Origin of the sequence: Niastella soli, from assembly GCF_017742245.1 — a bacterium.
Classification (GTDB): domain Bacteria; phylum Bacteroidota; class Bacteroidia; order Chitinophagales; family Chitinophagaceae; genus Niastella; species Niastella soli.
The window spans coordinates 635,453-659,807 of sequence record NZ_JAGHKO010000004.1; the positions used below are offsets into that span (position 1 = coordinate 635,453).

General features: G+C 41.1%; 19 protein-coding genes. 11 read left to right on the forward strand and 8 right to left on the reverse strand.

Annotation, left to right across the window (positions count from 1 at the left end; translation table 11 throughout):
- Positions 1-249 precede the first annotated feature (249 nt).
- Entirely contained in the window at positions 250-1,056 is an 807-nt protein-coding gene (locus J7I42_RS17515) for a HEAT repeat domain-containing protein (protein ID WP_209140136.1), read from the forward strand.
- A gap of 149 nt (positions 1,057-1,205) precedes the next feature.
- Here J7I42_RS17515 and J7I42_RS17520 read toward each other — a convergent pair whose 3' ends face one another.
- Positions 1,206-2,042 (reverse strand): SIR2 family NAD-dependent protein deacylase, encoded by an 837-nt coding sequence (locus J7I42_RS17520; RefSeq protein ID WP_209140137.1) that lies wholly within the window; start codon positions 2,040-2,042, stop codon positions 1,206-1,208.
- A 449-nt stretch (positions 2,043-2,491) separates the two neighbouring features.
- On the opposite strand from J7I42_RS17520, the gene J7I42_RS17525 reads away from it, so the two are divergent.
- From J7I42_RS17525 to J7I42_RS17540, 4 genes are all read left to right on the forward strand, one after another.
- Positions 2,492-3,061, forward strand: coding sequence for a Crp/Fnr family transcriptional regulator (locus tag J7I42_RS17525; RefSeq protein WP_209140138.1), 570 nt, complete (start codon positions 2,492-2,494; stop codon positions 3,059-3,061).
- Positions 3,062-3,715: 654 nt separating this feature from the next.
- Positions 3,716-4,486: a DUF3560 domain-containing protein gene (locus J7I42_RS17530; protein ID WP_209140139.1), complete on the forward strand. Its 771-nt coding sequence runs from the start codon at positions 3,716-3,718 to the stop codon at positions 4,484-4,486.
- 62 nt (positions 4,487-4,548) lie between these two features.
- Entirely contained in the window at positions 4,549-4,827 is a 279-nt protein-coding gene (locus J7I42_RS17535; RefSeq protein WP_209140140.1) for a type 2 periplasmic-binding domain-containing protein, read from the forward strand.
- A 197-nt stretch (positions 4,828-5,024) separates the two neighbouring features.
- A complete protein-coding gene (locus J7I42_RS17540) occupies positions 5,025-6,857 on the forward strand; it encodes a M1 family metallopeptidase (RefSeq protein ID WP_209140141.1) in 1,833 nt (610 codons plus the stop codon).
- Positions 6,858-6,932: 75 nt separating this feature from the next.
- Here the strand turns inward: J7I42_RS17540 and J7I42_RS17545 are convergent, their stop codons facing one another.
- The 3 genes from J7I42_RS17545 to J7I42_RS17555 form a co-directional block, all read right to left on the reverse strand.
- Positions 6,933-9,731, reverse strand: coding sequence for a carboxypeptidase regulatory-like domain-containing protein (locus tag J7I42_RS17545; RefSeq protein ID WP_209140142.1), 2,799 nt, complete (start codon positions 9,729-9,731; stop codon positions 6,933-6,935).
- 2 nt (positions 9,732-9,733) lie between these two features.
- The gene (locus J7I42_RS17550) at positions 9,734-10,975 is read right to left on the reverse strand and encodes a 6-bladed beta-propeller (protein ID WP_209140143.1); all 1,242 of its coding nucleotides are present in this window, start codon (positions 10,973-10,975) and stop codon (positions 9,734-9,736) included.
- Between the two features lie 144 nt (positions 10,976-11,119).
- Positions 11,120-12,280: a M57 family metalloprotease gene (locus J7I42_RS17555; protein WP_209140144.1), complete on the reverse strand. Its 1,161-nt coding sequence runs from the start codon at positions 12,278-12,280 to the stop codon at positions 11,120-11,122.
- Positions 12,281-12,582: 302 nt separating this feature from the next.
- Between J7I42_RS17555 and J7I42_RS17560 the strand changes: the two genes are divergently transcribed.
- Together J7I42_RS17560 and J7I42_RS17565 are read left to right on the forward strand one after the other, a co-directional pair.
- Positions 12,583-13,197 (forward strand): DUF4230 domain-containing protein, encoded by a 615-nt coding sequence (locus J7I42_RS17560; protein WP_209140145.1) that lies wholly within the window; start codon positions 12,583-12,585, stop codon positions 13,195-13,197.
- Positions 13,198-13,452: 255 nt separating this feature from the next.
- Entirely contained in the window at positions 13,453-14,586 is a 1,134-nt protein-coding gene (locus J7I42_RS17565) for a DUF4932 domain-containing protein (RefSeq protein WP_209140146.1), read from the forward strand.
- Between the two features lie 32 nt (positions 14,587-14,618).
- Here J7I42_RS17565 and J7I42_RS17570 read toward each other — a convergent pair whose 3' ends face one another.
- Positions 14,619-15,464 (reverse strand): N-acyl homoserine lactonase family protein, encoded by an 846-nt coding sequence (locus J7I42_RS17570; RefSeq protein ID WP_209140147.1) that lies wholly within the window; start codon positions 15,462-15,464, stop codon positions 14,619-14,621.
- A 52-nt stretch (positions 15,465-15,516) separates the two neighbouring features.
- On the reverse strand, positions 15,517-17,724 hold the full coding sequence (locus tag J7I42_RS17575) for an outer membrane beta-barrel family protein (RefSeq protein ID WP_209140148.1): 2,208 nt from the start codon (positions 17,722-17,724) through the stop codon (positions 15,517-15,519).
- Between the two features lie 364 nt (positions 17,725-18,088).
- On the opposite strand from J7I42_RS17575, the gene J7I42_RS17580 reads away from it, so the two are divergent.
- The 4 genes from J7I42_RS17580 (at position 18,089) to J7I42_RS17595 (ending at position 21,777) form a co-directional block, all read left to right on the forward strand.
- On the forward strand, positions 18,089-19,093 hold the full coding sequence (locus J7I42_RS17580; RefSeq protein WP_209140149.1) for a sensor histidine kinase: 1,005 nt from the start codon (positions 18,089-18,091) through the stop codon (positions 19,091-19,093).
- Positions 19,090-19,827, forward strand: a complete 738-nt coding sequence (locus J7I42_RS17585) for a LytR/AlgR family response regulator transcription factor (RefSeq protein WP_209140150.1) — start codon at positions 19,090-19,092, stop codon at positions 19,825-19,827. The genes J7I42_RS17580 and J7I42_RS17585 overlap by 4 nt, the downstream gene beginning before the upstream one ends.
- Before the next feature lie 543 nt (positions 19,828-20,370).
- Positions 20,371-20,847 (forward strand): LEA type 2 family protein, encoded by a 477-nt coding sequence (locus tag J7I42_RS17590; RefSeq protein WP_209140151.1) that lies wholly within the window; start codon positions 20,371-20,373, stop codon positions 20,845-20,847.
- 174 nt (positions 20,848-21,021) lie between these two features.
- Entirely contained in the window at positions 21,022-21,777 is a 756-nt protein-coding gene (locus J7I42_RS17595) for a glycoside hydrolase family 25 protein (RefSeq protein WP_209140152.1), read from the forward strand.
- Between the two features lie 9 nt (positions 21,778-21,786).
- Here J7I42_RS17595 and J7I42_RS17600 read toward each other — a convergent pair whose 3' ends face one another.
- Both J7I42_RS17600 and J7I42_RS17605 read right to left on the reverse strand, forming a co-directional pair.
- A complete protein-coding gene (locus J7I42_RS17600; RefSeq protein WP_209140153.1) occupies positions 21,787-23,013 on the reverse strand; it encodes a BamA/TamA family outer membrane protein in 1,227 nt (408 codons plus the stop codon).
- A gap of 11 nt (positions 23,014-23,024) precedes the next feature.
- Positions 23,025-24,326 carry a BamA/TamA family outer membrane protein gene (locus J7I42_RS17605; RefSeq protein WP_209140154.1) on the reverse strand — a complete coding sequence of 434 codons (1,302 nt, stop codon included), beginning with the start codon at positions 24,324-24,326 and terminating at the stop codon, positions 23,025-23,027.
- Positions 24,327-24,355 lie beyond the last annotated feature (29 nt).

Here is a 24,355-nt window from a genome sequence, read left to right on the forward strand (position 1 = left end):
GAACCTGAGTTCGCAGGTTCCATTATTAGCTTTCTTTCTGTGGACCCAAAAAAAGTTGAACTTACAGTTAATGATAAAGGTTTTATACCACCCTTACACCTTGGACTAGCCATAAAATGCCTGGCCGAGGTAAAAAAGATGCATTTATTAGCTGAACCCGCTAAAATTTTATTGAACAATATTTGTCTTGCATTTGACGAAGACATGTTAAGTCGTCCAACTCATTTCCTTTTTATCAAACAGAATATTTTGCCGTTTGCTAAATTGATTGGCCCTTCCTGGCCTAACAAGGATTTTTTTGCTACTATATTAGATGAAAGATTAGGCAATCTATATAGTTATAACTACGCCTATATATATGACAATTTGTTTGGCAGCTTTATTGGCTATATAGGCAAGGGATCTGAAGAAGTGCATCAAGCAGTACTTAAATACGCACTTGATGAAGAGCCAACCATTCGGGTGTCAGCACCATTTGCATTGGCTATTGGCTGGCGGGATGATCCCGATACGTATCCCTTACTCTGTATTTTAGCCGATAAAGACCCTAATCCCACCGTTAGTTATGCCGCCATTTATGCGCTTGCAGAACATTACAGCGACCATCCGAAAACTTATGAGCTATTACTGAGAAATGTAAGAAACAGTATTCATGATTTTGGAAGAGTGGCAGCCATAACCGGGCTGGCAGCTCATTTCCATTCCAGAGAAGGTGTATTTGAAGTTATTAAAGAAAGATGTCAGCTTGAGTCAGGTAAGTACCCCAGAACGGTTGCCATAAAATCGCTGGGCGAATGGTTTACTTATTTTGACGGCACTTATGACCTGCTTTTGGATGCAGCCAGGCATGATGACTCACCTAACCCCGATGATAAAGAATATAAAGATCCCCGTTATGTAAGAGATGCCGCCCTGGAAGCAATTTTTCAATATTATCCTAATCATGAAAAAACCATCCAATTGCTTCGTGATCGCAGCGTAAACGATCAGACACCCTGGCTTAGAATAAGAGCTGCAGAAATGCTTAAAACAGTATTCACAAATAAAATGGCGTAGTTTCCCAGATCAAGCTGGTAGATAAAGAAACTGACGACGGTATTGAAAACTTTGTCATTTGGGCACCTGGTCAACAACATTCAAGCATTTGGGTTAAGTGCCAGGAAATTCCCAGGTCTATTCAGTTTTTGTATGTGTATATATAAGTATCACTTCAGCCCAAGGCCTCTAAAAAAATGAACAAATTCAGGAAGGACATCACTACTTTTTCCTTGCAGCCAGTAACCGTTTTTCTTCTTCAGAGCCAATTCAGAAAAATAATTTTCATTGGGATTTATATCTATAATGATCCCATGCCTGCTCAATACGCTTTCCACAATTCGCTGCGGTAAGGTTGTAGCACCAGATGTTCCTACAATCAATAATAAACCAGTTTCTTTTGCTACCCTTAATGAACTGTCCAACTTGAAATATTTCTCATTATACCTTTCATCAAACCAAAGCACATGCGGTCTCAAATAGTCCCCGCACTTTGGGCATTTTAATTCTTCAATTTGTGCAGGCGTTAATTCCTGATCCTTTTCAAGAGGAATTTGTGGATATGGATAAAGCTCAGTACTGCATTCCTTACCACAACGGGCATTTTCAAGTGTGCCATGAATTAAAAAGGTCCTTTCCCTTGAAGAATGCGCTTTAAAATGCAAACCATCTACGTTTTGGGTAATCAATCTGAACCTGTCGGCAAAAATATCTTCCAATTCCCTGATAGCAAAATGTCCTGTATTAGGCAGCGCTTTTAAACAAATATTGAAACGATACAGGAACCACCTCCAGACCTCCAACGGTTTGTTTACAAACATTTCATAGGTCCCCATTTCTTCAGGCATATAATTAACTGAACCAATCGTCCAGAATCCGTCTTTATCCCGAAATGTAGGAATTCCACTGTCCGCCGATAAACCAGCCCCGGTAAGAATAGTAAGTTTCCTTGATTTTTCGTAAAACTCCTTAAGCCGCTCTTGTAATTTACTATCTAGGTATTTCATCTGTCAACATCTTTGTCTTTTCCTTATTAATGATCGCAATATAGGGCTCCTCCGGGCTTCTACAAACACGTTTGCCATTTAAAATTCTATCAAAGAAGCCCCATTATACAATCAGCAATCAAAGATGTACGTTACCATTACGCGCTTTTAGGGTGAAACTGCACGGATTTCAGGCAAAACTGCACGCTTACCAATTGCCACTACCATCAGGTCCCGGACAAAGAAATTCGGGAAACCCAATGGTTTAATAAACAAAATTTTATATTTTAGTTGAGGGTGATAATTCCTTGCCCCCTTTCTCTTAATAGTATCTCTCCCCATCGATAGTTGATACTTTTCTAAACGTGCCGGCAATGCGCTTTCTTAGTAATGTATGTTGCAGCTGCGCGTGCAAAGTTATATCGATCCATTAAATACCATTTATTAACTATTAAACCTGACATTATCACATGGAAGAATTACTCACTATGCTGAATAGCATCTATCCATTAAGTGAAGAATTAAAGAATCATTTGATACAAATACTACAACGCCGGCTACTCCAGGAGGGAGAATATCTATTGAAGCCAGGGCGTATTTGTGAACATGTATATTTTGTCAAAAAGGGGCTGCTGCGCAGTTACGAAATGGATGAAAATAAAAAGGAAATAAATACCTGGTTCATGAGCCAGGGGGATGTTGTTTTTGCCATAGACAGTTTTTTGGACCAAACGCCCAGTACAGAGTTCATTCAAGCTTTACAAAATACCACAGTGTACTATATCACCTTCAAAGAATTGGAAAATACGTTTAGGGATCACATTACCTTTAATTTCAACGGCCGTGTTTTGACGAACAAGTATTACAAATTAAGTCTGCAACGTGAAAAAATGATGCGAATACCAGAGGCAACTGACCGGTTCAATTATCTGGTTAAACACTTCCCAAACCTCCTGAATGTCGTCCAGGATAAACACCTCGCTAGTTTTCTCAGAATTTCGCCTGTAACAATATCCAGGCTGAGAGCCCAAAACAAGTAAAATGTTTCGTTTACAGGCAAAAATGTGGATAAACTGGTCGTTTCAGTTATCACACGATAATTCGGCGAATATGGTTTGTGTACTAATTTAGACTATCAGTTAACGATAGATAATACACAAGCCACTGTTCCGGAATAGAAAGTCACCACCGTCTTACGTAGGACAAAAAATAAAACCAGGGGTAATTGCCCCTGGTTTAGAAAACAACTATTGCCTGTAAATTAAATACTAAAAACGTGAGAAGAGATTCATTTACCCTACGAATTTACACGGAGCTTATCCGTAAAGCGAGATTGTATATTGAAGACGAACTACAATTAAATCCTATTGCTGTTATTGATCGGCATGCTTTATTCTGGTCAAAGAAAAAACACGCAATTTACACTCCCCCAAAACCTTCTTTCATACTGCCCCACTCTTATAATTAGAATTAATCCGTACCCTATTTCCCATTTGTTCCTGTTAAATATAGTAAACCCAATATTGATTAGCGTAAATCGCTGACCAGTCCCTTAATGCCCTGCAATAACCCTGAGATTATAAAATAAACTACAAAACAACTGGAAATAATGTAAGCCGGTCATGGCAACCTATTGCGTTGCATGGGTGACCGGCAACGTACCCTGCATTTCTTAACCATTCAATCTTAATTTTATGAAACAAAAATCAAAAAAGCGAAAGTTACATCGACACAATCCTGTCACAATTGGTGCGGCAAAAAATGACAAATCAGCTTATGGACTTCACACCCGTGTGAAAAGAAAAAGTTCCTACGTTCCCATGGCGCCGCCTAACCTGATAAGCCATCCTGCTGAAAAACGGCACAGCCGCTATAAAGACCGAGATCATGACCTACAAGAGAAAAGTATTGAAACAAGTAAGAAAAGTGGTAACTATCGTAATCCATCATCCGCAGCAAAAAATAACGACGCTATACTTCGCGAGCATCCCGAAGTAAAAAAGCTGGCTGATAAAATAGAAGAGCTGGAGAGCTTACAGGATTTCATGAAGCGGGCTAATAAATGCGTACGTTACAAAGACAGGAAAGGATTTTTAAAATTGCCAGGGGCTTCTGAGAAACAATGGCAAATACTCAATACAACAGCAAGCATAGGCGGGATTGGCTTCGCACCCTCCCTATTAACCAATAATAGCCAAAAAATCAGACGACTCAAAACATGCCTTATGGAACTTAGGGATAAAGTTACCCGCACTCCAGGTGAATATACAATAAAAGGAGTGCGCATCTTAAAAAATGTGGAAGCCAAACGCCTTCAATTATTTTTTGGGGAAATACCAGATGATGAAATAAAAACCCTGTTAAAAAAACACAGGTTTCGTTGGAGCCCACGTACAGGTGCCTGGCAGCGTCATCTAAACTACCCTGGTTTAAATGCTGTAAAGGAATTTTTAAACAGTCTGTAACTACCCGGTAAACCGCACTTACCGTTATCATTTTTCTCATTATCAAAATTATAATTTACTTTATGAATATTGATGAAATGGTAGAACGCTCAGTTAATCACTTTTTAGATAGTTATGATGAAGGACGGGGCAGCAATTTCATTATAGCCTGTTATGCCAGAGAAGAATTAAAATTACCAGAATTTGAGATAGGGCGCTATGTGGAAGAAACCATATATGGAGGTGGGGAAGAAAACAAGAGCCCCATCGAATTTAAAAGGTTCTATACCTGGTATTACATTAATTATTGCGTTGTTGAAAGGGAGGATGAAAACAAAGAGATAATTAAACTGATTAATTAAAATGAGTAATAAAAAGGCCATCTCCCAATTATTAAAAAAACAGGGAGACGGCCTTTATAACCGTTCTCAAACTGTAGTATTTTTCAAATTATTTTATCGATTAGTTGCTTAAGGGTTTATATTTATACCTTTCAATACCTGTAAATAGAAATTTGATAATTAATTTAAGGCTCATTTTACATTTTAAGTTTTCACATATGACACGATCCTTATTCATCCTGGCTTCCTTGTTCCTGGTAATGCAAGCCGGTGCGCAAACACTCACTATGCCGGCCGGAATACAAAAAGCCTACGAAAATGGCACCCGGTCTACCGATGGCAAACCTGGAAAGAACTACTGGCAGAACCATGGGCGTTATACTATTTCTTTAACGGTGCTGCCTCCGGACAGCATCATAAGGGGCATGGAACAAATTGTATATTTTAATAACAGCCCTGATACGCTGAAAAGCCTGAACATGAAATTGATCATGAATTTTCGCCAGGGCAGCGCCATCACAGTTGATGAGATCATGGTGCAGGGTAGCAAAGTAGCCTGGGACAACACCAAAGCAAATCCAACCAATCAAAAGTTGGATCTGTCTGCGCCATTACTGCCACACGATTCTGTGAACCTCAACATTACCTGGCATTATAAGTTGCTACGCAGACCCGCACGTGATGGGATAATTGACTCAACCAGTTTTTATCTCGCTTATTTCTATCCACGGGTTGCCGTTTATGACGATTATAAAGGATGGGATACCCAACCGCACTATGGGTCACTTGAATTTTATAACGACTTCAACGACTATACAGTAAATGTAACGGTGCCAGCCAATTTCATGGTTTGGGCTACCGGCACCCTGCAAAACCCATCGGAAGTGCTGCAACCTGCCATTGCCGAACGCCTGCAACAATCAATGACAAGCGATTCCACCATCCATGTTGCCACTGTGCAGGATTGGAGCAACAAACAAGTCACCGCTCAAAATGCCAGCAATACCTGGAAATGGGTTGCCAATAATATAAGCGATATCGCAATAGGCATCAGCGACCACTACGATTGGGATGCCGCCAGCGTTATTGTTGACAACAAAACCAAACGACGGGTAAGCATGCAGGCTGCCTTCGCCGACTCATCAATCGATTTCCATCATTCGGTACAGTTTGGCAGATATTCATTAGCCTGGTTCTCAAAAAACTGGCCCGGAGTTCCTTACCCTTATCCAAAGTCAAACGCATTTCAGGGATTTGCAGATATGGAATACCCGATGATGATCAATGATTCCCACACTCCTGATCTCGTTTTCGCTCAATTAGTACAGGACCACGAACAGGCCCATACTTACTTTCCTTTTTACATGGGTACTAATGAAAGTTATTATGCCTTTATGGACGAAGGATGGGCCACCACCTTTGAATACCTGATAGGCATTGACGAGAAAGGACAACAAGCCGCCGATAAATTTTATAAAACATTCCGTGTTGACAGGTGGATCCGGGGTCCGCATGAAAAAGAAAACCCTATCATTACCCCCAGCCCCGATGTTACCTTTGGTGGTGGTAATAACGCCTATGGCAAACCATCGCTGAGCTATCTTGCTTTAAAAGACCTGTTGGGTAATAAATTATTCAAGAAAGCGCTGCACAACTACATGAATAACTGGAATGGTAAACATCCTATTCCATGGGATTATTTCTATTCAATGGGAAGTGGCGCTAAAAAAAACCTGGACTGGTTCTTTTATAATTGGTTCTATACACCCAATTACATTGATCTCAACCTGACTAAAGTAGAACAAACGAAAAAAGGGTATGCGCTGAATATTAAAAATATTGGCGGATTTGCTGTTCCTTTTGACGTGATAGCCACCTATGACGACGGGTCAAATGAAAGCTTTCACCAAACACCCATTGTTTGGGAGGCCAACCAAAAAGAAACAGTCGTACCTATTAAAACCAGAAAAAAAGTAAAATCACTGAAACTGGAGGGGGGAATATTTATGGATGCAACTGAAAAAGACAATACCTGGACGGCAGGATCATGATCCAATAAATATGTTTCTCATAAAAGTCAAAGGCCGCCCCGATTGATCGGGACGGCCTTTGATCTGATTGAAAGTCTATTGCTTTTTGAACTCCGTTTTACCAAACTTACGAGGGTAGTAAGAAAACGTCAGCAAAAAATATTGCTGTAATCCATTCGTAACCCTGGTGGTGGTACCATATGCATTTACGCTATTACTGATATTCTGATATTGTTTTAATAAATCCATAGCCGAGAATTTTAACTCCCCCTGCTGCTTCATAAATCTGTATGACGCGAAGGCATTCCAGAGAACAGTTGGCTTTTTCAAATTTGAGTTGGTAATACGATCTGCGGTACTACTAAGGGTAAATCCAGCCGGATAATTGACAACCAGGCCCAACTTTGTTGTACTATTGTTGTTTTGAAAGGAATTCAACCCCGGGGCAGTCGGTCTGTTCTTGTTAAGCTGGAAGGTTTGTCCTGCCGTAAATACAAGGATTGAACCCACTGAATATTGTAGCGTAAATTGATTTAACAAACTTCCCGTCTTGCTAATATTGGTGATCCCGTCAATGAAGTTAGGTTGTTTTCCGGTCCTGAATTCACCTCTGTACATGAGCTGAATGTTGTCTTTATTTAGCTTTCTGGAAATATTGAAATTATAGTTCAGATTGATGTTGTTGGTCTTATCAGCATTCGTGAGATAATAGCTCCTTTTGCCAGAAGGATCATTTATGATACTGTCCGTTATAGGATCTTCTGTCAGGGTATATTTTCCATTAACATAAGCGTTGACAGCATAAAGGGACTTTTTATTTTCAGTATTATAATTGATATTTAAATTAAGAGAGTGGTCAATACTGTTTCGCAGGTTCGGATTACCAATCCTGATCTCATACGCATTTATATCGTCAACAAAGGTATATAGTTGATCAATGGAAGGGTAAGCCATTCTTTTTGAGTAAAATACCGAACCATAATATCTGTATTTGTCCCTTTTCGCCCATTGGTAATTGAGGGAGCCCTCATATCGAAAGAACTGGAAAGAGCGGTCCAGGTTTCTTTTGTCAAACGAAGAGGTATTCCTATCATTCTTAAGATCATCTAACAGTTTGAACTGCAAATACAGGGAACGGAAATAGGTGTCACCAAACTTCCAAATATTCTTCGTAAACGACAGCGAGGGCGTATATTCGAACACTTCTTTTTTATTGTAATTGGTAAGGCCATCATTGAAAAAACGCTGCTTGAAAACAGTGTCATAATCGGCCACTACAGTATTCTCAGTTGACCGCGTATAATTGAACCATTGGCCCAGCGTGAGATTTATTCCAAACAGGTTATATCTTCCTAAAAGCAGCCTTTTAAGACCTGTATACTCCAGGTTTCCGTTTAAAGTCAGCGTTTGATTGTTTGTTGAGTAATGGCGGTTATTGTAAGCATTCTTACTAGCATCGGTAAAAGATTCAAATTCACTTACCGTCTCCCTTTCTGATACCGTATTGCTTCGACTGCCATTGAGCTGGACACTATAGCCTTTTATCGGATACTCGTCATTCGCTTTGCCAAATATTACGTTCAGCGATTCGTTATCCGATCTTTGACTACTCACTGTAGTAGTAAGATTTTTACTTTGCAGCTGATTGGCGGAATCTCTTACTTCAGTTGAACGGTTTGAATGACCGTTCTCGTTATTGGTATTTACAGTACCATTTATGTCCAGGTTATCGTTATAACCATTGGTCTTTATATACTTGATACCAATATCATGTTTATTCTGCAAGGTATTTTGCACCCCTTCATCGGTGATAAACTGCGGATTGTCCAGCGCTGTTCTGTTCTGAATATTTCTATCTGTGATAAAAGCGTTCGATCCTGATTTATTGTAATTAATGGTAAGCCGGTCATTTTGCCGGCTGTTGGACGATTCTATAAAATTATGCACTAATACACCGCCAAAGGAATGGTTCTTATTAATACCATTGGTACCAAACCTGCCTACATTATATAAATTAGGGTTATAGTTTCTGTAGGTATTGTTCTGAAACATCTCCTGGAGGTTGCCGATATTTTTATTAATATTATTTATCCCCCCTCCTATACCGGCACTGCTCCTCTTGTTATACATCTGTAATGAGAGATCTGTTTCAAACCGGTCTGTGGTGCCATAGCCGGCGCCCGCTTTACCGAAATAACCCTTTTTACTACCTTCTTTTAACTTCAGGTTCATTGTGAGCAGGGAATCCTTGGGCAGGGTGGGCTGCCCGATCTTACTTCTGTCAAACTCCTGGTAAAGCTGTATTTTCTCGATAGCAGATTTTGGAAGGTTTTGCGTGGCAACACGAGGGTCCGTCGCTCCCATAAACGGCTTCCCATCAACCAGGAGGTTTTGCACTTTTTTGCCATTCACGGTTATGGTGCCATCAGACCAGATAGTAATGCCGCTAACCTGGTTTAATAATTCTTCTACAACAGCATCCTTTTTCATCTTAAATGCTGCGGGGTTTATCTCCAGGGTGTCCCCGTTCATTTTAATGGGAATGGCTGCGGTTACCACTACCGTGTCCTTATTGCTCAATGCCAATTGTACAGCAAGCGTATCGGTTTTGGGTGCATCCTGTTGAAAGGTAGTATTGAAACCAATATATCCAGTATAAGTAACGCTTACCAGCAATTTTCTCTTCAGTGGTAAATTATCAAACGTGAATTGGCCATTTTTATCAGATAGCTTATACGAAACAATCGAAGAATCCTGTCCAAAGACAGTTATTGTCGCCAGTTCCAGGGGAGTTTTGGTTTCAGCGTCCATGACCGAACCTGTTAGCTTACCGGTTTGGCTAAAAGCCAGTGTAGACAAGGTTAGTAAAAACCAGGTAAAATAGATCTGCTTCAAGGTTAGTTTTTAAGTTTGTATTCAATAATTATGGGTGCTGTGGCAGGGGGATTGCTCTTTATAAAACTTTCCAGCTCTTTGGGAACCGGCACGTTCTTATTTTTTTCGAAAAAGGAAAGGATCTCGCCAACCTTTTGTGTTTTATAGAACCTGTCACCCTTTCTTGTAATTCCATAGTCATCGAGCAGTGATAAATTATACTGGGTACTATCCGGCTTAATATTCTTTACTTTATAGGTAGTATTGGTTTGCTTTTGATAAATGTAATATTCGTAGTTATTGAGATAACCCATCAAAAAGTAAATGAAACGCGGGGCGTCATAGAAAGCATATACCTGGTGCAGCATCATGCCATTATTACGATCAAAATTATCCCGATCGGTCTTATTCTTTAAAGGCCTGGTAAAAAATGATGCCGGCAAACTGTTTTCCAACGGCAACACTATTTGGTAGCCAGGCAATAAACTATCTCTAACCATTTTGTAAACCGTATCGCAATAAGGACGGGTAATAAAATGGATATATGGGGTGTCTGTGCTAACAACACTAACATTTTCCTCTTTATATAAAAACTTTGCTTCATTGATCCGGTTGTAAGGAAAATAACCTTTTACCAGCTGGTCATTTTTGTAGATCTTAAACTCATAATCCAGGCTGTCCTTATACAATTCGCTGGTATTGATCTCGCCCATACTATAAAGATCATCATAGAAATAACGGGCATGTAAAATATCGTTTTGCCGGGGAATGCTTTTTTTGATGGCAAACGAAGTATCGCCTAGATCAATAATATATTTTTTATAATATTTCCTATTCCGCGGATTATTCCAATCCAGTTTTATTTTTATCCGGTCCTTGGGTGTAAGCGCATAATTTTTATTATTTCCAAAAAAAACGATCTGGTTAGTACGCTCGTCATAAGCCGGATAAATACCTTCGCCAATCCTTTTAAAGCTTACTTTTTTAACAAACCGTCCGTCCTTTGCATACACAAGGATAGCCTTATTGATCCAATCTTTTATAATGAAGTAATTGTTTGTTACTTCAACAGCACTAAACCTTGCCAATTCCACATCTCCCTGTACTTCCAAAGGAATAAACCGGATTGAATCTATAAATTTTGATTGTTTGTCGGTACCGGCTGCTTTAGGATGGAGATAGATCTTTTGAAGTTGTGCGGGAGCAACTGATGAAAGGAACAGGCTGTACAGTATCAAGATAAGGCAACGCAGATCATTTGTCATTTAGGGTTAGTATTGGCACCCAAATGTATAGTTGTAAATGTTAACGCGCTCTTAAAAAGCGTGCTAACGTAACGTTATATATACAATTAAAAAGCCAGATAGCATTTTACACTACCTGGCTTTTTAACAGAGTCGAAGTATTCTTTAGTCAGAAACAATATCAAACATAGAACTGAAGTCAGAAACGAACGAACTGGCATCTGAAATAATTTTCACCTGTATCTCATAAGCGCTGTGCCCGCCAGTTCCTACCGCATTCATAATAGGATAGCTGTAAGAGCCGGTATTGGGAATACCGATACCTATGGTTTGTTTAAATACACCGTTCTGATAAACCTGTAATGTTACTGTAGGAGTGCTTACCAATGAGGCATTCCAGGTAATATTGATAGGATCACTGTAATCCAGGATAAAATAATGGCTGTAATTGGGATACTTACCACTATTGGGCGACGTAAGCCAGTTGGAATAGCCAAGCCCTATCGGATAAACTGTTTGTGCGGCAACAATATCATCAGAAGAAAAACCAGCCCAGCTATTAAGCGCAGTACCAGCCTTCATTACAGAGAAATTGTCGATACCAGCAGAAGTAGTGGGTACCGCAATAGCGCCATTTTGCGCCTCGGTATTATTGGCCAGGTCTGAATGGCGGAAACCTATACAGTGACCGATCTCATGCGTCATGTTATATACGCGCTGGCCTTCTGAAACAGTCATATTACTTAAAAAATCCAAATTTACCCGGATCTGAAAACCTGGCTTACCGGAGGTAGGGAACTCAGCCGCAGCAATTACATTGTTGGGAAGAACGCCTGCATCATCTACTATATTAATAAACCTGTCGCCATCAAGAGAAGCCGGATACCTGACAAAATTAATGCTGGTATTGGCGATCCCCGCCCAGTTGCTCATAGCTGTGGCGGATGACCTTTTCCACTCATTAAGTTCCACCCCAAAATTAAACTCAGCAATATCCATTTTCATGTTCTCAACATTGTATTGAGAAACAAGCGTTGGCGTAACCCAATGGCGCCCATTATTGTCACTGGCACCTGTAAGCTCATTTTTGAAATAGTCTTCAAAAAAGTCCATATCTGTATTATTCTTATCAAATAACATATCTCCTTCTACCAGGTAATATTTGCCGATATCCTGGATATGATCTTTTGAAAATCCTGCTTTTATTAATTTTTGATACAGTTCAGACTGGTCAGTGGAGGAGTTGGAAGCAGTTGGTTCAGATACATTTTTCTTACAGGCAGTAAAGAGCAAAAAGAGACATGGAATGAAAAATAATTTTTTCATTGACAAATAGTTTAATGGTTATTAATTGCGATTACCCTATCAAGTTAGACAAGGTATGTTAACTGAATATTAACTCTATTATGAAAATAAAAAAGCCCGTTAGCCGCCTGCTTATAAAGCAGGCTAAACTGACTGGCATCCACCTTTGTATAAATATTACTTACATGCTTAATCTTCGAAAATCCAACAAATTGTTCCGGTTGCAGTTGAAATATTGGTCATAAATTGCCGATTTTTGTCAACCGGGACAAACGCGTCCGGGAGGAAGATTAAGAACGGAAACAATTGAAAAACAAAATTCTATGAAGAAACTGATCATCTGGCTCGTATTGGTATTAACTATTATCCTGGTTTTTTGGCTGGGCCAGCGTTCCGGCGCCCGGATAGTCAATGAGCAAACCCTCTCCAACAGCCTTATTGTACGTGAAATTGCGGAACTGGCCAGTCTCGAAGTACAGGGAACGGCTACCATTAAAAGGAGTAACCTCACAAACGACGGCGGCTGGGAAGATAATCTGCGGAAAATGTTTGCGGAAAATACCATCTGGGTATCGGTGCCTTACACCGCCAAATTTGGAGTGAATGTAAATGATATGAATTTTAAAGTGGCGGTGGGAGCAAACGAAGTACTTGTGTCCTTACCTGCAACGCAACTCCTGAGCTATGAGCTGCGCCTTGACCAAATGGAAACCTCCAACAAAAAAGGCTGGTTCATGTTCTCTGATGACGAAACGTATACCGACGTGCAAAAAAAGCTGTACACCACTTCCCGTCAGGAAGTTGAACAGAACAACACCTATCGCGAACAAAGCAAAGAGAAGATCCGCAAGATCATTGCACAATATTATGCACCTTTTAAACTGACAGTAAAAGTAAAGTTTGGCGACGAAGCCCCTCAAACCTTATCGCTCAACTAATCTGGATCTGTCATATATAAAAAAGCCCTTCAAATCGAATGTATTTGGAGGGCTTTCTATTTGAAACCCGGCAAAGTTGTCTTGTTTCGGGCTTTCAATGGGAAAAAATAGACGTTGTACCCCTTCGGGGAAAGGAAACGGAGGTAGAACTTTTTAGTGTAAGCAACTGGGTATCTGAACGGGTTTTGTTATCTTTATAACGTTCACGGATATTTCTATAGGCAACCAACCAAAACAAAACCTGTCAGGACCAAGATGAAAAATATCATTGTAACTGCCTCCCTCGCCTGGATTACCACGTTCTCGTTTGCACAGGACGGAAAAGTAAACTTTACAAAAGCCTTTCAGCAGCAAAACACCGGAAGATCCAGGGTCGAGATCAACGAAGTAAAAGAACTGGTGCACATTATGATCGCTGTTACAAAATCTGGACTGGGTAACGACGATATGGTGCAGCAGGAAGGGGGCTACTACCAGGATGTCTTAAAACAATTCAAGCCTTTTCAAAACGAGCCAATTATTGTTACATTTGATTCGCTGCTGCAACAAAACCTTATCAACTACGTATTCCTTACAGGCAATGCCATCTGTTACGATTTTAACTCCGATACCCTGTTAGCCAATAAGGTATTTATACTTCCTGCAGATGAAGTAAGTAAATTCAAGATCACTGAAAACCCTATTTCCACGTACAAAACCGCCATCGAAGATTTTGCAAAGAAGTCAGCCTTCCGGCAGTTTTATGCAGCACACCAATCCTTTTACAACAACATTATTTCCGATTACGAAAAAAATGCCAACCTCGGGAAACAATGGAAATGGCTGGAGCATAATTTCACTACCCGCATCAGCAGCTATCAGGTACTATGCTCTCCATTGATCAATGGACTGAATTATACAGGCGATTTTAAAAGCGGCGAATTTACATTAATACAAATGGTATTGCCGCCTATTAGCCACAATGTTAAATGGACCACAAAACTCACCGAGGCCATAAACACCCGGAGCATATTTACAGAGATAGATCACAATTACGTAAGAAAGCCAAGCGACAAATATGTAAAAGAAATAAATGAAGCATTGAAGGACCGTGCAAAATGGGTTGACACCAAGGTGTATGGAACCGACTATTATCATAATCAGCTCAAAGTATTCAACGAATACATGACCTATGGCGTATTTCTGTTATATTGCGAAGATGTATTCAAAAATGATCCGGAAACATTGAAAGCCGTTTATGATGATGTGAACGGGGTAATGGTAAAACACCGGGGTTTTATAAAAATGAAAGCGTTTGCATCTTATCTGACTACGCTTCGTAAGGCGAATAAACATAAAAAAATAGAGAACCTGTATCCCACTTTGCTGCAATGGTGTAGCACCCAATAATTTTCATCAGGGCTTTCAAGCCTGAATTCACCCTACTCTATTTTCACAACGCCTTTTTTTACCGCAGGGAAGTTTGAAAATATTTTCCCATCATGCCCGGGGATGATATACCTGGGATCCCTTACCAGGGTTTTCATTCTTTGCATGGCATTTACATATCCCGCAGGGTCATAAGTACCACCAGCAGACGCCGGGAGCATATGTTCCAGGCTATAATATACCCAGATATTGTCTGAAGCAAGAATTACATTATTACTCCCCGTTTCAACCAACACATACTGAGAATTGAAGGTGTGTCTTGAACCGGTAAATACTTTTATGCCAGGAATTATTTCCAGGCTATCTCCATTAACAAGCGTCAATTTACCAGCCAGGTTTTTATCGATAAGCTTTCTTACATCCCTTTTATTAAATCCACCGGCAGAGCCGCCTTTTTGCCAGGCAGCACCAACATAATAATAAAAATCATCCTGTTGCATCCATACCTGCGCATTGGGAAACAGGTTTAACCCATCTATATGGTCCCAATGCGGATGACTTAAGATAATATCAGTGATCTCAGTGGGTTTCAATCCCATTTTTTGCAAGGTTGAATCAGGCCGCACATAGTTTACTATGGTAAATTCTTTTGCATCGGGGATATCGTTTAAAAACCCCGCATCCACTAAAACAGTCCGCCCATTTCCTTTAATTAACCAGATCATAAAATCGATCTGTACACTATCATTTTTGGGGCCTTTGTCAACCCAATCAGCTATGGGCCACCGGTGAGCAGACGATGCAAATTTCAAAGCATATACTTCATATTGTTTCGATTGAGCCCATACGCTTTTTGAAGCCAGTAAGCAGATAAGAACAAAAAGAATAACACTTTTCATTAATACATACATTAATGCCTGAAGATACTCTTTATTCAGGTTTTATGAAACATCAATTCAAGATCCGTCCTCTTTCATCCGCCGAACCGCCAGCATTGCTTCTCGTTTTGGCACTACCGGTACCAAAAGAACGGGTGTAGGTAATTTTAAATATGGGCGACCTGGCAGATTCTGTACTGAAGGGCACTTTGCTTTTTAAATTGAATACCTCGTCAGTAACCGCACCAAAATAACTGGTAATGCGCAGGGTTTTGAAGATATCCTGTACACTTAACTGAAGTACGCCCTTGTTTTTACTGAATTCTTTTTTAACGCCGCCATTGATGGCGCCAAAACCAGCTACTTCCTTTGAGCCATCATACGACCTTGAATTATACCAGCCTGCAAATTCCAGAGAAAAGTGCTTTGGCAGGGTAAACTGCTCACTAAAATTAAGCGAGTAACCGAAATAACTCTTTTCAGCAGGCTGAGGCGTATGCTCCAGTCTGAACTTTCGCCAGCCACCGGCAAAACCATAATTCATACTCCACCAGTTACCGATTGTAAACGGCAGGTTAGTTTGTAAAGTAAGATTGTTTTGATACCGGACGTTTTGCGGCGACAGCACCAACAGATCACCAGCCGCATTTGATACCATTTGATAGCGGGCAATGGGATAATTGTCGCGGCTTAATAATACAGCAACCGAATAGCCCACATAAGTATAACCCAGCTTCAAATTATTGGTGATGGTGGGTTTTAATAAACTGTTGCCTGTTGCAACTCCTGTAGGACCGGTATATTCCACAAAGGAAGCCAGATCGTTATAGGTTGGGCGGCTGATGCGTTTGGTAAACGTCAGTTGCAGCTCCGAGCGTTCTTTTACTTTCCAGGAAAAAGTAAGTTCAGGAAAAAACTGCCCAAATGTTCTTGCTGTCACCAACCTTTTGGTATTGGGTTCATCCATCCGGGTATGCGAATATTCATACCGCACCCCTGCGTTTACATTAAATGAAGCATTCACCCGCATAGAAAGCGATACATACCCCGCCCCTATCCCCTCTTTCATCACTACATTATTCACCGTGGCCGGACTGCTTACCCAATTGCCGTTAACCAGGCTTTCAATACCAGACACACTCACATTCCGGGTGTAAGTGCCTTTAAGACCCGATTCCAGTTTCAATGAAGGGTTCAATTGATTTGTATAATCGAATTTGGCAACCCCTATTTTTATGGGTGAATGCGAAGAAGCCTTTTGATAGGGCGAGAACAGGGTATCGTTCATTCCTGGAGAATTGCCATCCTCATCATTAAAAAGGCTATACGCATTGGTTGATCTTCTATTATCATAAAAAAGGTAATCAATGTCGAAGTTGATCTGTTGTTGATCGCTTATCTTCTTTTCAACATACACCGAACTGAGCAGGCTGTTCCAGTTGCCTGCCCCACCGATAGTGGCATCCAGCACATATTGCTTATTATTATCCATATTATATACCGCATGATTTACTGTCTTCTCTATGGTATTATTACTATTGAAAGTAAAACTGCCCCCTGCCGTTAGCCGGGGAGTAAAACGGGTATCGAAACCCACGGTAGCATTATGGCTGTTTCGAACAGGTTTGATCTCGCTTAAAAAAGTAGAGGCGGCTTGTCCGCCCAATACGGGTACATAATGCGTGGCCGTAGAAAACCAGTCCACAAAAGTCTTATCGTGCGAATAGGAATAAGCAGCATACAAACCGGTATTTCCAATACCGCGGGCAAGATTAAAGCTGGCCGTGCATTTTTCACCCCATCCATAACCACCGGTAATGGAAAAAGAACCCTGGTTCCTGGCTTTCTTTAATACGATGTTGATCAAACCAGCGCTTCCTTCTGCATCATACCCGGCAGGCGGTGTTGTCATCAATTCAATTTTCTCAATATCATTTGCATTCATACCGGCCAACAGGGTAATAACCTGGTCAACCGATACGCGCATCGCCTTCCCATTGATCATTACCATAACACCGGTTTTTCCATTTAGCGCTATATTATTATCCCGGCGATCGATAAACACACCGGGCGATCGCTCCAGCAATTCCAGGGCAGAGCTGCCTTTTGACAGCATACTGCTCTCCACATTTACCACTGTTCCGTATACCTGCTGCTGAAATAACGGCTTCATCCCCCGAACTGTCACTTCTTTTAAGATCCGTGCACTGTCCTTAACCACAGGCTGGCTAAAAACAGGGGAACAACAACAATACAACAGACAATAGAGCAAGGTCTTCATATTACATTTCGGTTTATGTAAAGAAATACATGCCCCGGGAGGTATAAAAATCTTACTGACTACAGGCGTTATATAATTGATGAAATGCAGCTTTTGTATTGTTCAGCCGATAATTTCATTATTTGTCCCGTTTATATATAAATCGGGGTAGGTGGTCAATTATTTGAGCCGTTACGGGAGCCGCCCGCTTTAATAAATAGAAATCCCTGTATCTTTAAATGAAGAGGGTTTTAATATGCCTTTTATAAAAACGAGCCAGCACTGGCTGATAAAATATAAACTTTACCATATACCCTTTTGGGTCCTGTATCACTACCTATGGTGGGTGGTCGCGGTTGGAAATCCATTAAAAGTCGCCAGCACCATGCTATTACTACCGTATGCGATCAAATTCTCGTTTTATGTATGCTTTCAGGCAATAGCAGTTTATTTCAATTTGTATTATTTGATCCCCCGGTTTCTTGAAAAAAGCAGATTTACTCTTTATATAACATATCTGCTCATTACCGTCCTTTGTACCGCGTCCCTTATTGTTACCGGTTATTATCTGGGAGCCTTTATCAGCGGAAAAAGTTTTGAAGCCATTTACGGTCCTGGCACTTACTGTCTTTATTATTTTTATAGCAATGCGTTGCCCTCTACTTTAGCCAGCACCACCCTGGCGATGAGCATCAAGCTTACCAAAAACTGGATCCAGACAAAGAGAAGACAGCAACTACTGGAAAAAGAAAAGCTGGAAACGGAATTAAACTTTTTGAAAGACCAGTTCAACCCGCATTTCTTATTCAATACCATCAACTCCATTTTTTTCCTGATCCATAAAAACCCTGATAAAGCCTCTGTTTCGCTGGCCAAGTTCTCGGAATTATTACGGTATCAACTGTACGAATGCAATGACAGGCAAATACCGTTGATCAACGAGCTCCTGTATCTCGAAAACGCCGTTGAACTGCAAAAGCTGCGGTTAGATAACCATATCAAAGTCAATTTTCAGGTTAGCCAGGCGCATACAGCACAATTGGGCATTGCCCCCTTTATCTTAATGACCCTTATGGAGAATGCGTTTAAACATGTCTCCAAACATCCCGATCAACCCAACTGGATCACTATAACCCTCCACATTCATCAGGACCAACTGGACTTTTATGTCGGGAACAGTACTTCCTACGACACCTTTACCCCCATGACCCCCTACAAGGGTATTGGTTTAAAAAATGTACAAAGGCGTCTTGACCTGCTTTATCCGGAAAAATATGAACTGGAGGTCGAATGCCAGCAAAACAGTTATGAAGTCAAATTGCGTTTACAGCTATCCGAATTGGTTGACACCCAGATCAAACAACCTCAACCTGAAATTATTTATAAATGATCAACTGTGTAATAATAGACGATGAGCCACTAGCCAGGGAAGGCATTGCCAGTTATGTAAGCGATATCAGTTTCTTAACACTGATAGCTACCTGTGAAAGCGCCGTTGCATATAGTAAACTGCCGCCCCAGCAACCCATTGATCTGATCTTCCTCGATATTCAGCTACCGAAAATAAATGGGCTCGATTTTCTGAAAATGTTACAAAATCCCCCCATGGTCATTATCACCACGGCCTACCCTGAATTCGCCCTGGAGGGGTTTCAATTGAATGTACTCGATTATTTATTGAAGCCGGTTACATTTGACAGGTTCTTTAAGTCTGCCACCAAGGCCAAAGATTATTACCACCTGCTTAAGAAAAACCATCCTACAGACGGCATCCCCACAGGCCAGGCGGAGGATTACTTCTTTGTAAAATGCGGCACCAAATATGAAAAGATCTATTTTGACGATGTCTTGTATGTAGAAGGGATGCAAAATTATATTACCATTTATACCAGGAAGGGTAAATATATAACGATGCATTATCTGAAAACGCTGGAAGAAAATTATTTAAACAATCAATTATTTATCCGGGTGCACAAGAGCTACATTGTATCGGTGAATAAAATAGAAAGCATCCAGGGCAATGAGATCTTTATCGGCACACATCGCATACCTATCAGCCGCAATTACCGCGAACAGGTTATTCAACAGGTGGTGATGAATAAATTGTGGGATAAATCCAAATAACCTAACAGGGTGACTCACCCTGGATCGCTTCGGTCTTGAGCTGGGTTTGAGCTCATTTTTGTTCGGACTTTGTTCGGGTTTCCCTCGGGTACATCCGAACATCCCCAGGGAGAGTCCGAACAACTTCCGAACATTGTCCACAGTAATACCGGCCCAATACCGGCGCCATCCCAAACAATGCCCCGTTTTTCCCATGACCAGTCAAGACGCCTATAGACTACTTTAGTCATTTATAGCGCACTGCAGACTTACCTGGAACAACATAAAACAATAGAGAACATTATAGACAGGTATAGACAGGTATAGACATGCCTGTTATATTTCTAATAAAAAACCATCTTACCTTTGTATCGCACCAGGCAATTTTGAACAAATACCGGTTTTCGACAGGTGCCTTCTGCGCTACGTTCTTTGACATATTGAATAGCTTACCAGAGAGGAATTTGTTAAAAAAATGTTTTTATAACAGGGGCCTTTAAACTGGCGCGATAGTTTCATATCCAATTGGACAACCTTCCAACAAAGGAGTATAAACCAGTAATTATGAAATTCATTTTAACACTACTTTCAGCTTTTGTTTTGATCTTTTCTGCCTGTAAACCCAGTGGCGATGTAAAAGAGCCGGAATTCCGCGACATAGGCAATGTGCGGCTTATTGAAACAGGATTACTAAAGACAACCGTGGGGGCCAACATGATCTATTATAATCCAAACAATTTCGGCATAAAGTTGTCGGCAGCAAGAGGTGATGTGTATGTAGAGAACGCTTACTTCGGCAGTTTTGTACTGGACCAGGAAATTCAGGTAAAGAAGAGTGCAGAGTTTGAACTGCCGGTTACCATCAAAATTGATAACATCGGGGCCATTAAAAACAATACGGAGATCTATAAAAAGAAAGAAGTGCTGGTGCGTATTGAAGGCCGGGCCGTTGTAAAGAAATCGGGGATCTCGAAAGAAGTTCCCATCAGGTATGAGCAAAAACAGGATATCGATAAAATAAGGGCGCTGGTTGCCAGATAGGGTTTTCGCAAACATTTTTTGTTGTCCAGTCTATCATCATAACGAGGCTGTCTTCAATTTTGAGGCAGCCTTTTCGTTGGTATAGAAAAACGGGGAAAACACGGGTAAACAGCAGCCGGAAAATAATGTAATTTGGAAGAAGACTTTTCAAAAACATTATATAGCTTACACGCCATGAAAAAGAATCTTGATGTAGTAACCCGTCTTCGTGCAGCGCTGCCTGTATCTCCTCCGGCCCTCGTTCCAACAATAGCCGGCCATTTTAAAGATCTTCTAAATGTTCCGGGCAAACCGGCCGATTTTATCAGAGGGATCGATATTTCGCATCATAATAACATTACGGATTGGACTGCCATAAAAAAAGCCGATGTCCAGTTCGTGTATATTAAGATCTCCGAAGGCGTAGGTACTCCCGACAAAATGGCGAAGACAAATGCGCTTGCAGCCCAAAAGAATGGACTTAAGATAGGGTATTATCATTTTGGAAGACCCGATAAAAAGAATGACGACACCATTGAATTGGATGCTACCGCCGAAGCCTCAGAGGTCAAGATCCTGCTCACAGAATTACCAGCAGCCGATCTGCCCCTGATGCTCGATCTGGAAGATACCGCCAGTTTTGATTCGACACTGGCACCTAAAGAATACCTGCAATGGGTTGAAACATTCCTGAGTTTTTTCTTTAACGCCGACACCCCATCCACCAATCCCCTGATCTATAGCAGGAAAGAATACCTGGACAGAAAATTGCCCCCCGATCATACGCTGGGCGCCCGGTATAAATTATGGCTATCGAGGTATACAGCCGATCAAAGCAATGCGAAACCAGCCAACGGGTGGGACAAATGGGACATCTGGCAATTTACCGAGAAAGGTGTTTTGGGAAACAATGGCAACCTTGACCTCAATCTAAAAAGGGCCGCCGATTAAATGGCTATTCTAAAACGCTTCACCCAATGAGAGATAGATGCCGGTAAAGTCTTTACTCACGCCAACATCGATGCCGATATTGGTCCTGGAGATCTTATTAAACTTTATCCGCAGGCCTGTACCAACAGCAGGATGCCAGTAAACAAAAGCATTCCCTTCATATTCTGAGACCGTATGTACATTCGCAAATACCACAAAACCCCAGAAACCATTCCGGGAAATATCTCTTCGGTATTCCGATTCAAAATACAATAAACTTTTGCCGCGGTACCTGTTTTGCTCAAAGCCTCGCCCCGATCGGTTATAGTAGTCCCAGCCAATGCTGGGCAGGTCCAGGTAAGGCGTGCGCCCGTTTGTTACGGCCCAATAATAGCTCCAGAAAGCCAGGATGTTTTGCAGGCGTTTGTTGAATGAAAAATATTTACGGGCATCTATAAATACAGACTGCCAGCTGGAAGTACTTCCCAGGGATTCCAGATTAAATCGGTAATCAACGGAGAAATAAGCGCCCCGTGGGGGATTGTATGAATTTCTCCTGGTGTCAAATAAAAAATTGATCACCGGGCCTGATGAAGTAGTCTGCTCATTATAATCTTTTCCGTAATCAAAAAAAGGGACCCTGGTCAGGGCGGAAGAATCATTCTCGTGGCTGCCATTAAAGCGAAAGTCAAGATCATACCCTGCACCGATAAAAAATTGCCGCTTTATCTTTTTTAAAAAGCTATGATAAAGTCTCAGGTAATTATATTGAAGCAATACTTTATCCGCTTCATTGGTGTTGCCACCTAACCCCCAGGTATATTGCGGGTAGATCATAAAACGGGTATCCCCTTTCCATAACAGCATGTCATTCGGCAGCCAGATCAGATTCCTGAATGGCAATACAAATTTGCCATCCAGGGTAAACCAGGGAGAAAACGTAATGGTCGATAAGGACGTAGTGGATTCTCTATCGGTATAAAAGGCGGCATTGAATGCGGTAGCTACGGCCCTTCCACCCCCGGCTGCATTTCCTGCGACGGGTATCAATGAAAATTGGAATTTCTTTTTCAGTCGGGATGAATCAATTTTTTGCTGATCTACTTTAAATAACTTCTTCAGGATATCAATCAGGTCTTTCTTGCCGGTTATGCGCGCGGTATCGATCAATACTGGTTTTTGCGCTTGTAAGGAACATACAAAAAATCCCATAAAGCAGGATAACAGCAGCACCTGTATACTTAAGTGTTTTTTCAAGTCAGGTTCTGTTAGAATGTTTCTGATGCAGCCAGGTAAAAGCCTGATGATTTATTTCCAAAAGCAAAATCAACGGCCAGGTTAGTGCGCGTTTTCTTATCAACCATAATGCGTAATCCCATCCCATAACCTGGCTGTATTGAGTTAAATAATTTCAGTCCCTGCGGATTACTGGCCGTTGTGGCATTCACAAACATTACACCGCCCAATACGCCGGTACAGGCTGAGATCGGAAATCGATATTCTGTTTCACCATAGATCAGTTTGTCGCCCCGAAAGCGGCCCTGGGTATATCCGCGGGCGCTTCTGCTCCTTTGATCGTATGCAGTGGCCGGTAAGATCAGGTAAGGCAATTCTCCTTTTGAAGAGAAATCTCCCATCAACCAAAAACCAATGAGGTGCCGGGGATTTCTTTTCGACAAAGAATGAAAACTTCTCCATTCGGTATAAAATATACTCGTATTTGAATTAGTGCCAAACAATTTTAGCGACGTACGCCAGTTGAAAAAGAAGTAATGCCCTTTGTATGCATTGATAAGGTTGTCCCGAGTATCTGACACTATGTTAAAGTTTAAAGTAGAAACAGTGTATTTAGCCGTATCGTACCCATACAGTTTATTGTAAGAATAATGACTGGTGATCAGTCTATTCCCGGAATCCAGGCGAAGTTTCTCGTCTACAATTTTAGAGTAGGAATCGAGGTAATACCCGGTGCCAATGTAAAATGAGTTCTTTATTTGAAAAGAAACCGACTGGTAAAACCGGTAGAAATTGAATTGCAAAGGCTGCGCTAAAGAATCTTCTGTTGTTTCTTGTCCAAGCAAGTTAAAATGATAGTTCAGGCCCCCTTCTTCGGGCGCATTGGTACCCAGGCCATAGGTAGATTGGGAATAGATCTGAAAGCGCCAATCGCCTGTAAAAATAAGCTTGTTGTTTATCGTAAAAATAGTATTCTTTAACAGGAAAAGCTTTTGGCCTTTGGTGGTAAGTTGAACACTGCCGGAGATCAGGGAATAATTTGTTTTCTCGCCTTTCAGCCTAAAGCCATACTGCCCACCAACGCCAATCATAAAACCGGTTGCGGGATTGGAGCCAATAATAGGAACCAGAATAATAGAGCCAGCTTTACCCGCATCGTTTTTGGGGGCCTTTTTCAATGCTTTCCTTATCAGATCAGCAACATCTTTTTGAACACAGTTTGTATCAGGCCTGCCAGTCGAGTCTTTTTGCGCGTGACCCCAATAACAGAGCATCATGCTTATAAAGAGCAGTACAGCTTGTTTCCTAAACTTTTCAAACACTTTTCCTGTCATACTTGAAATAATACTACAATATTAGTATG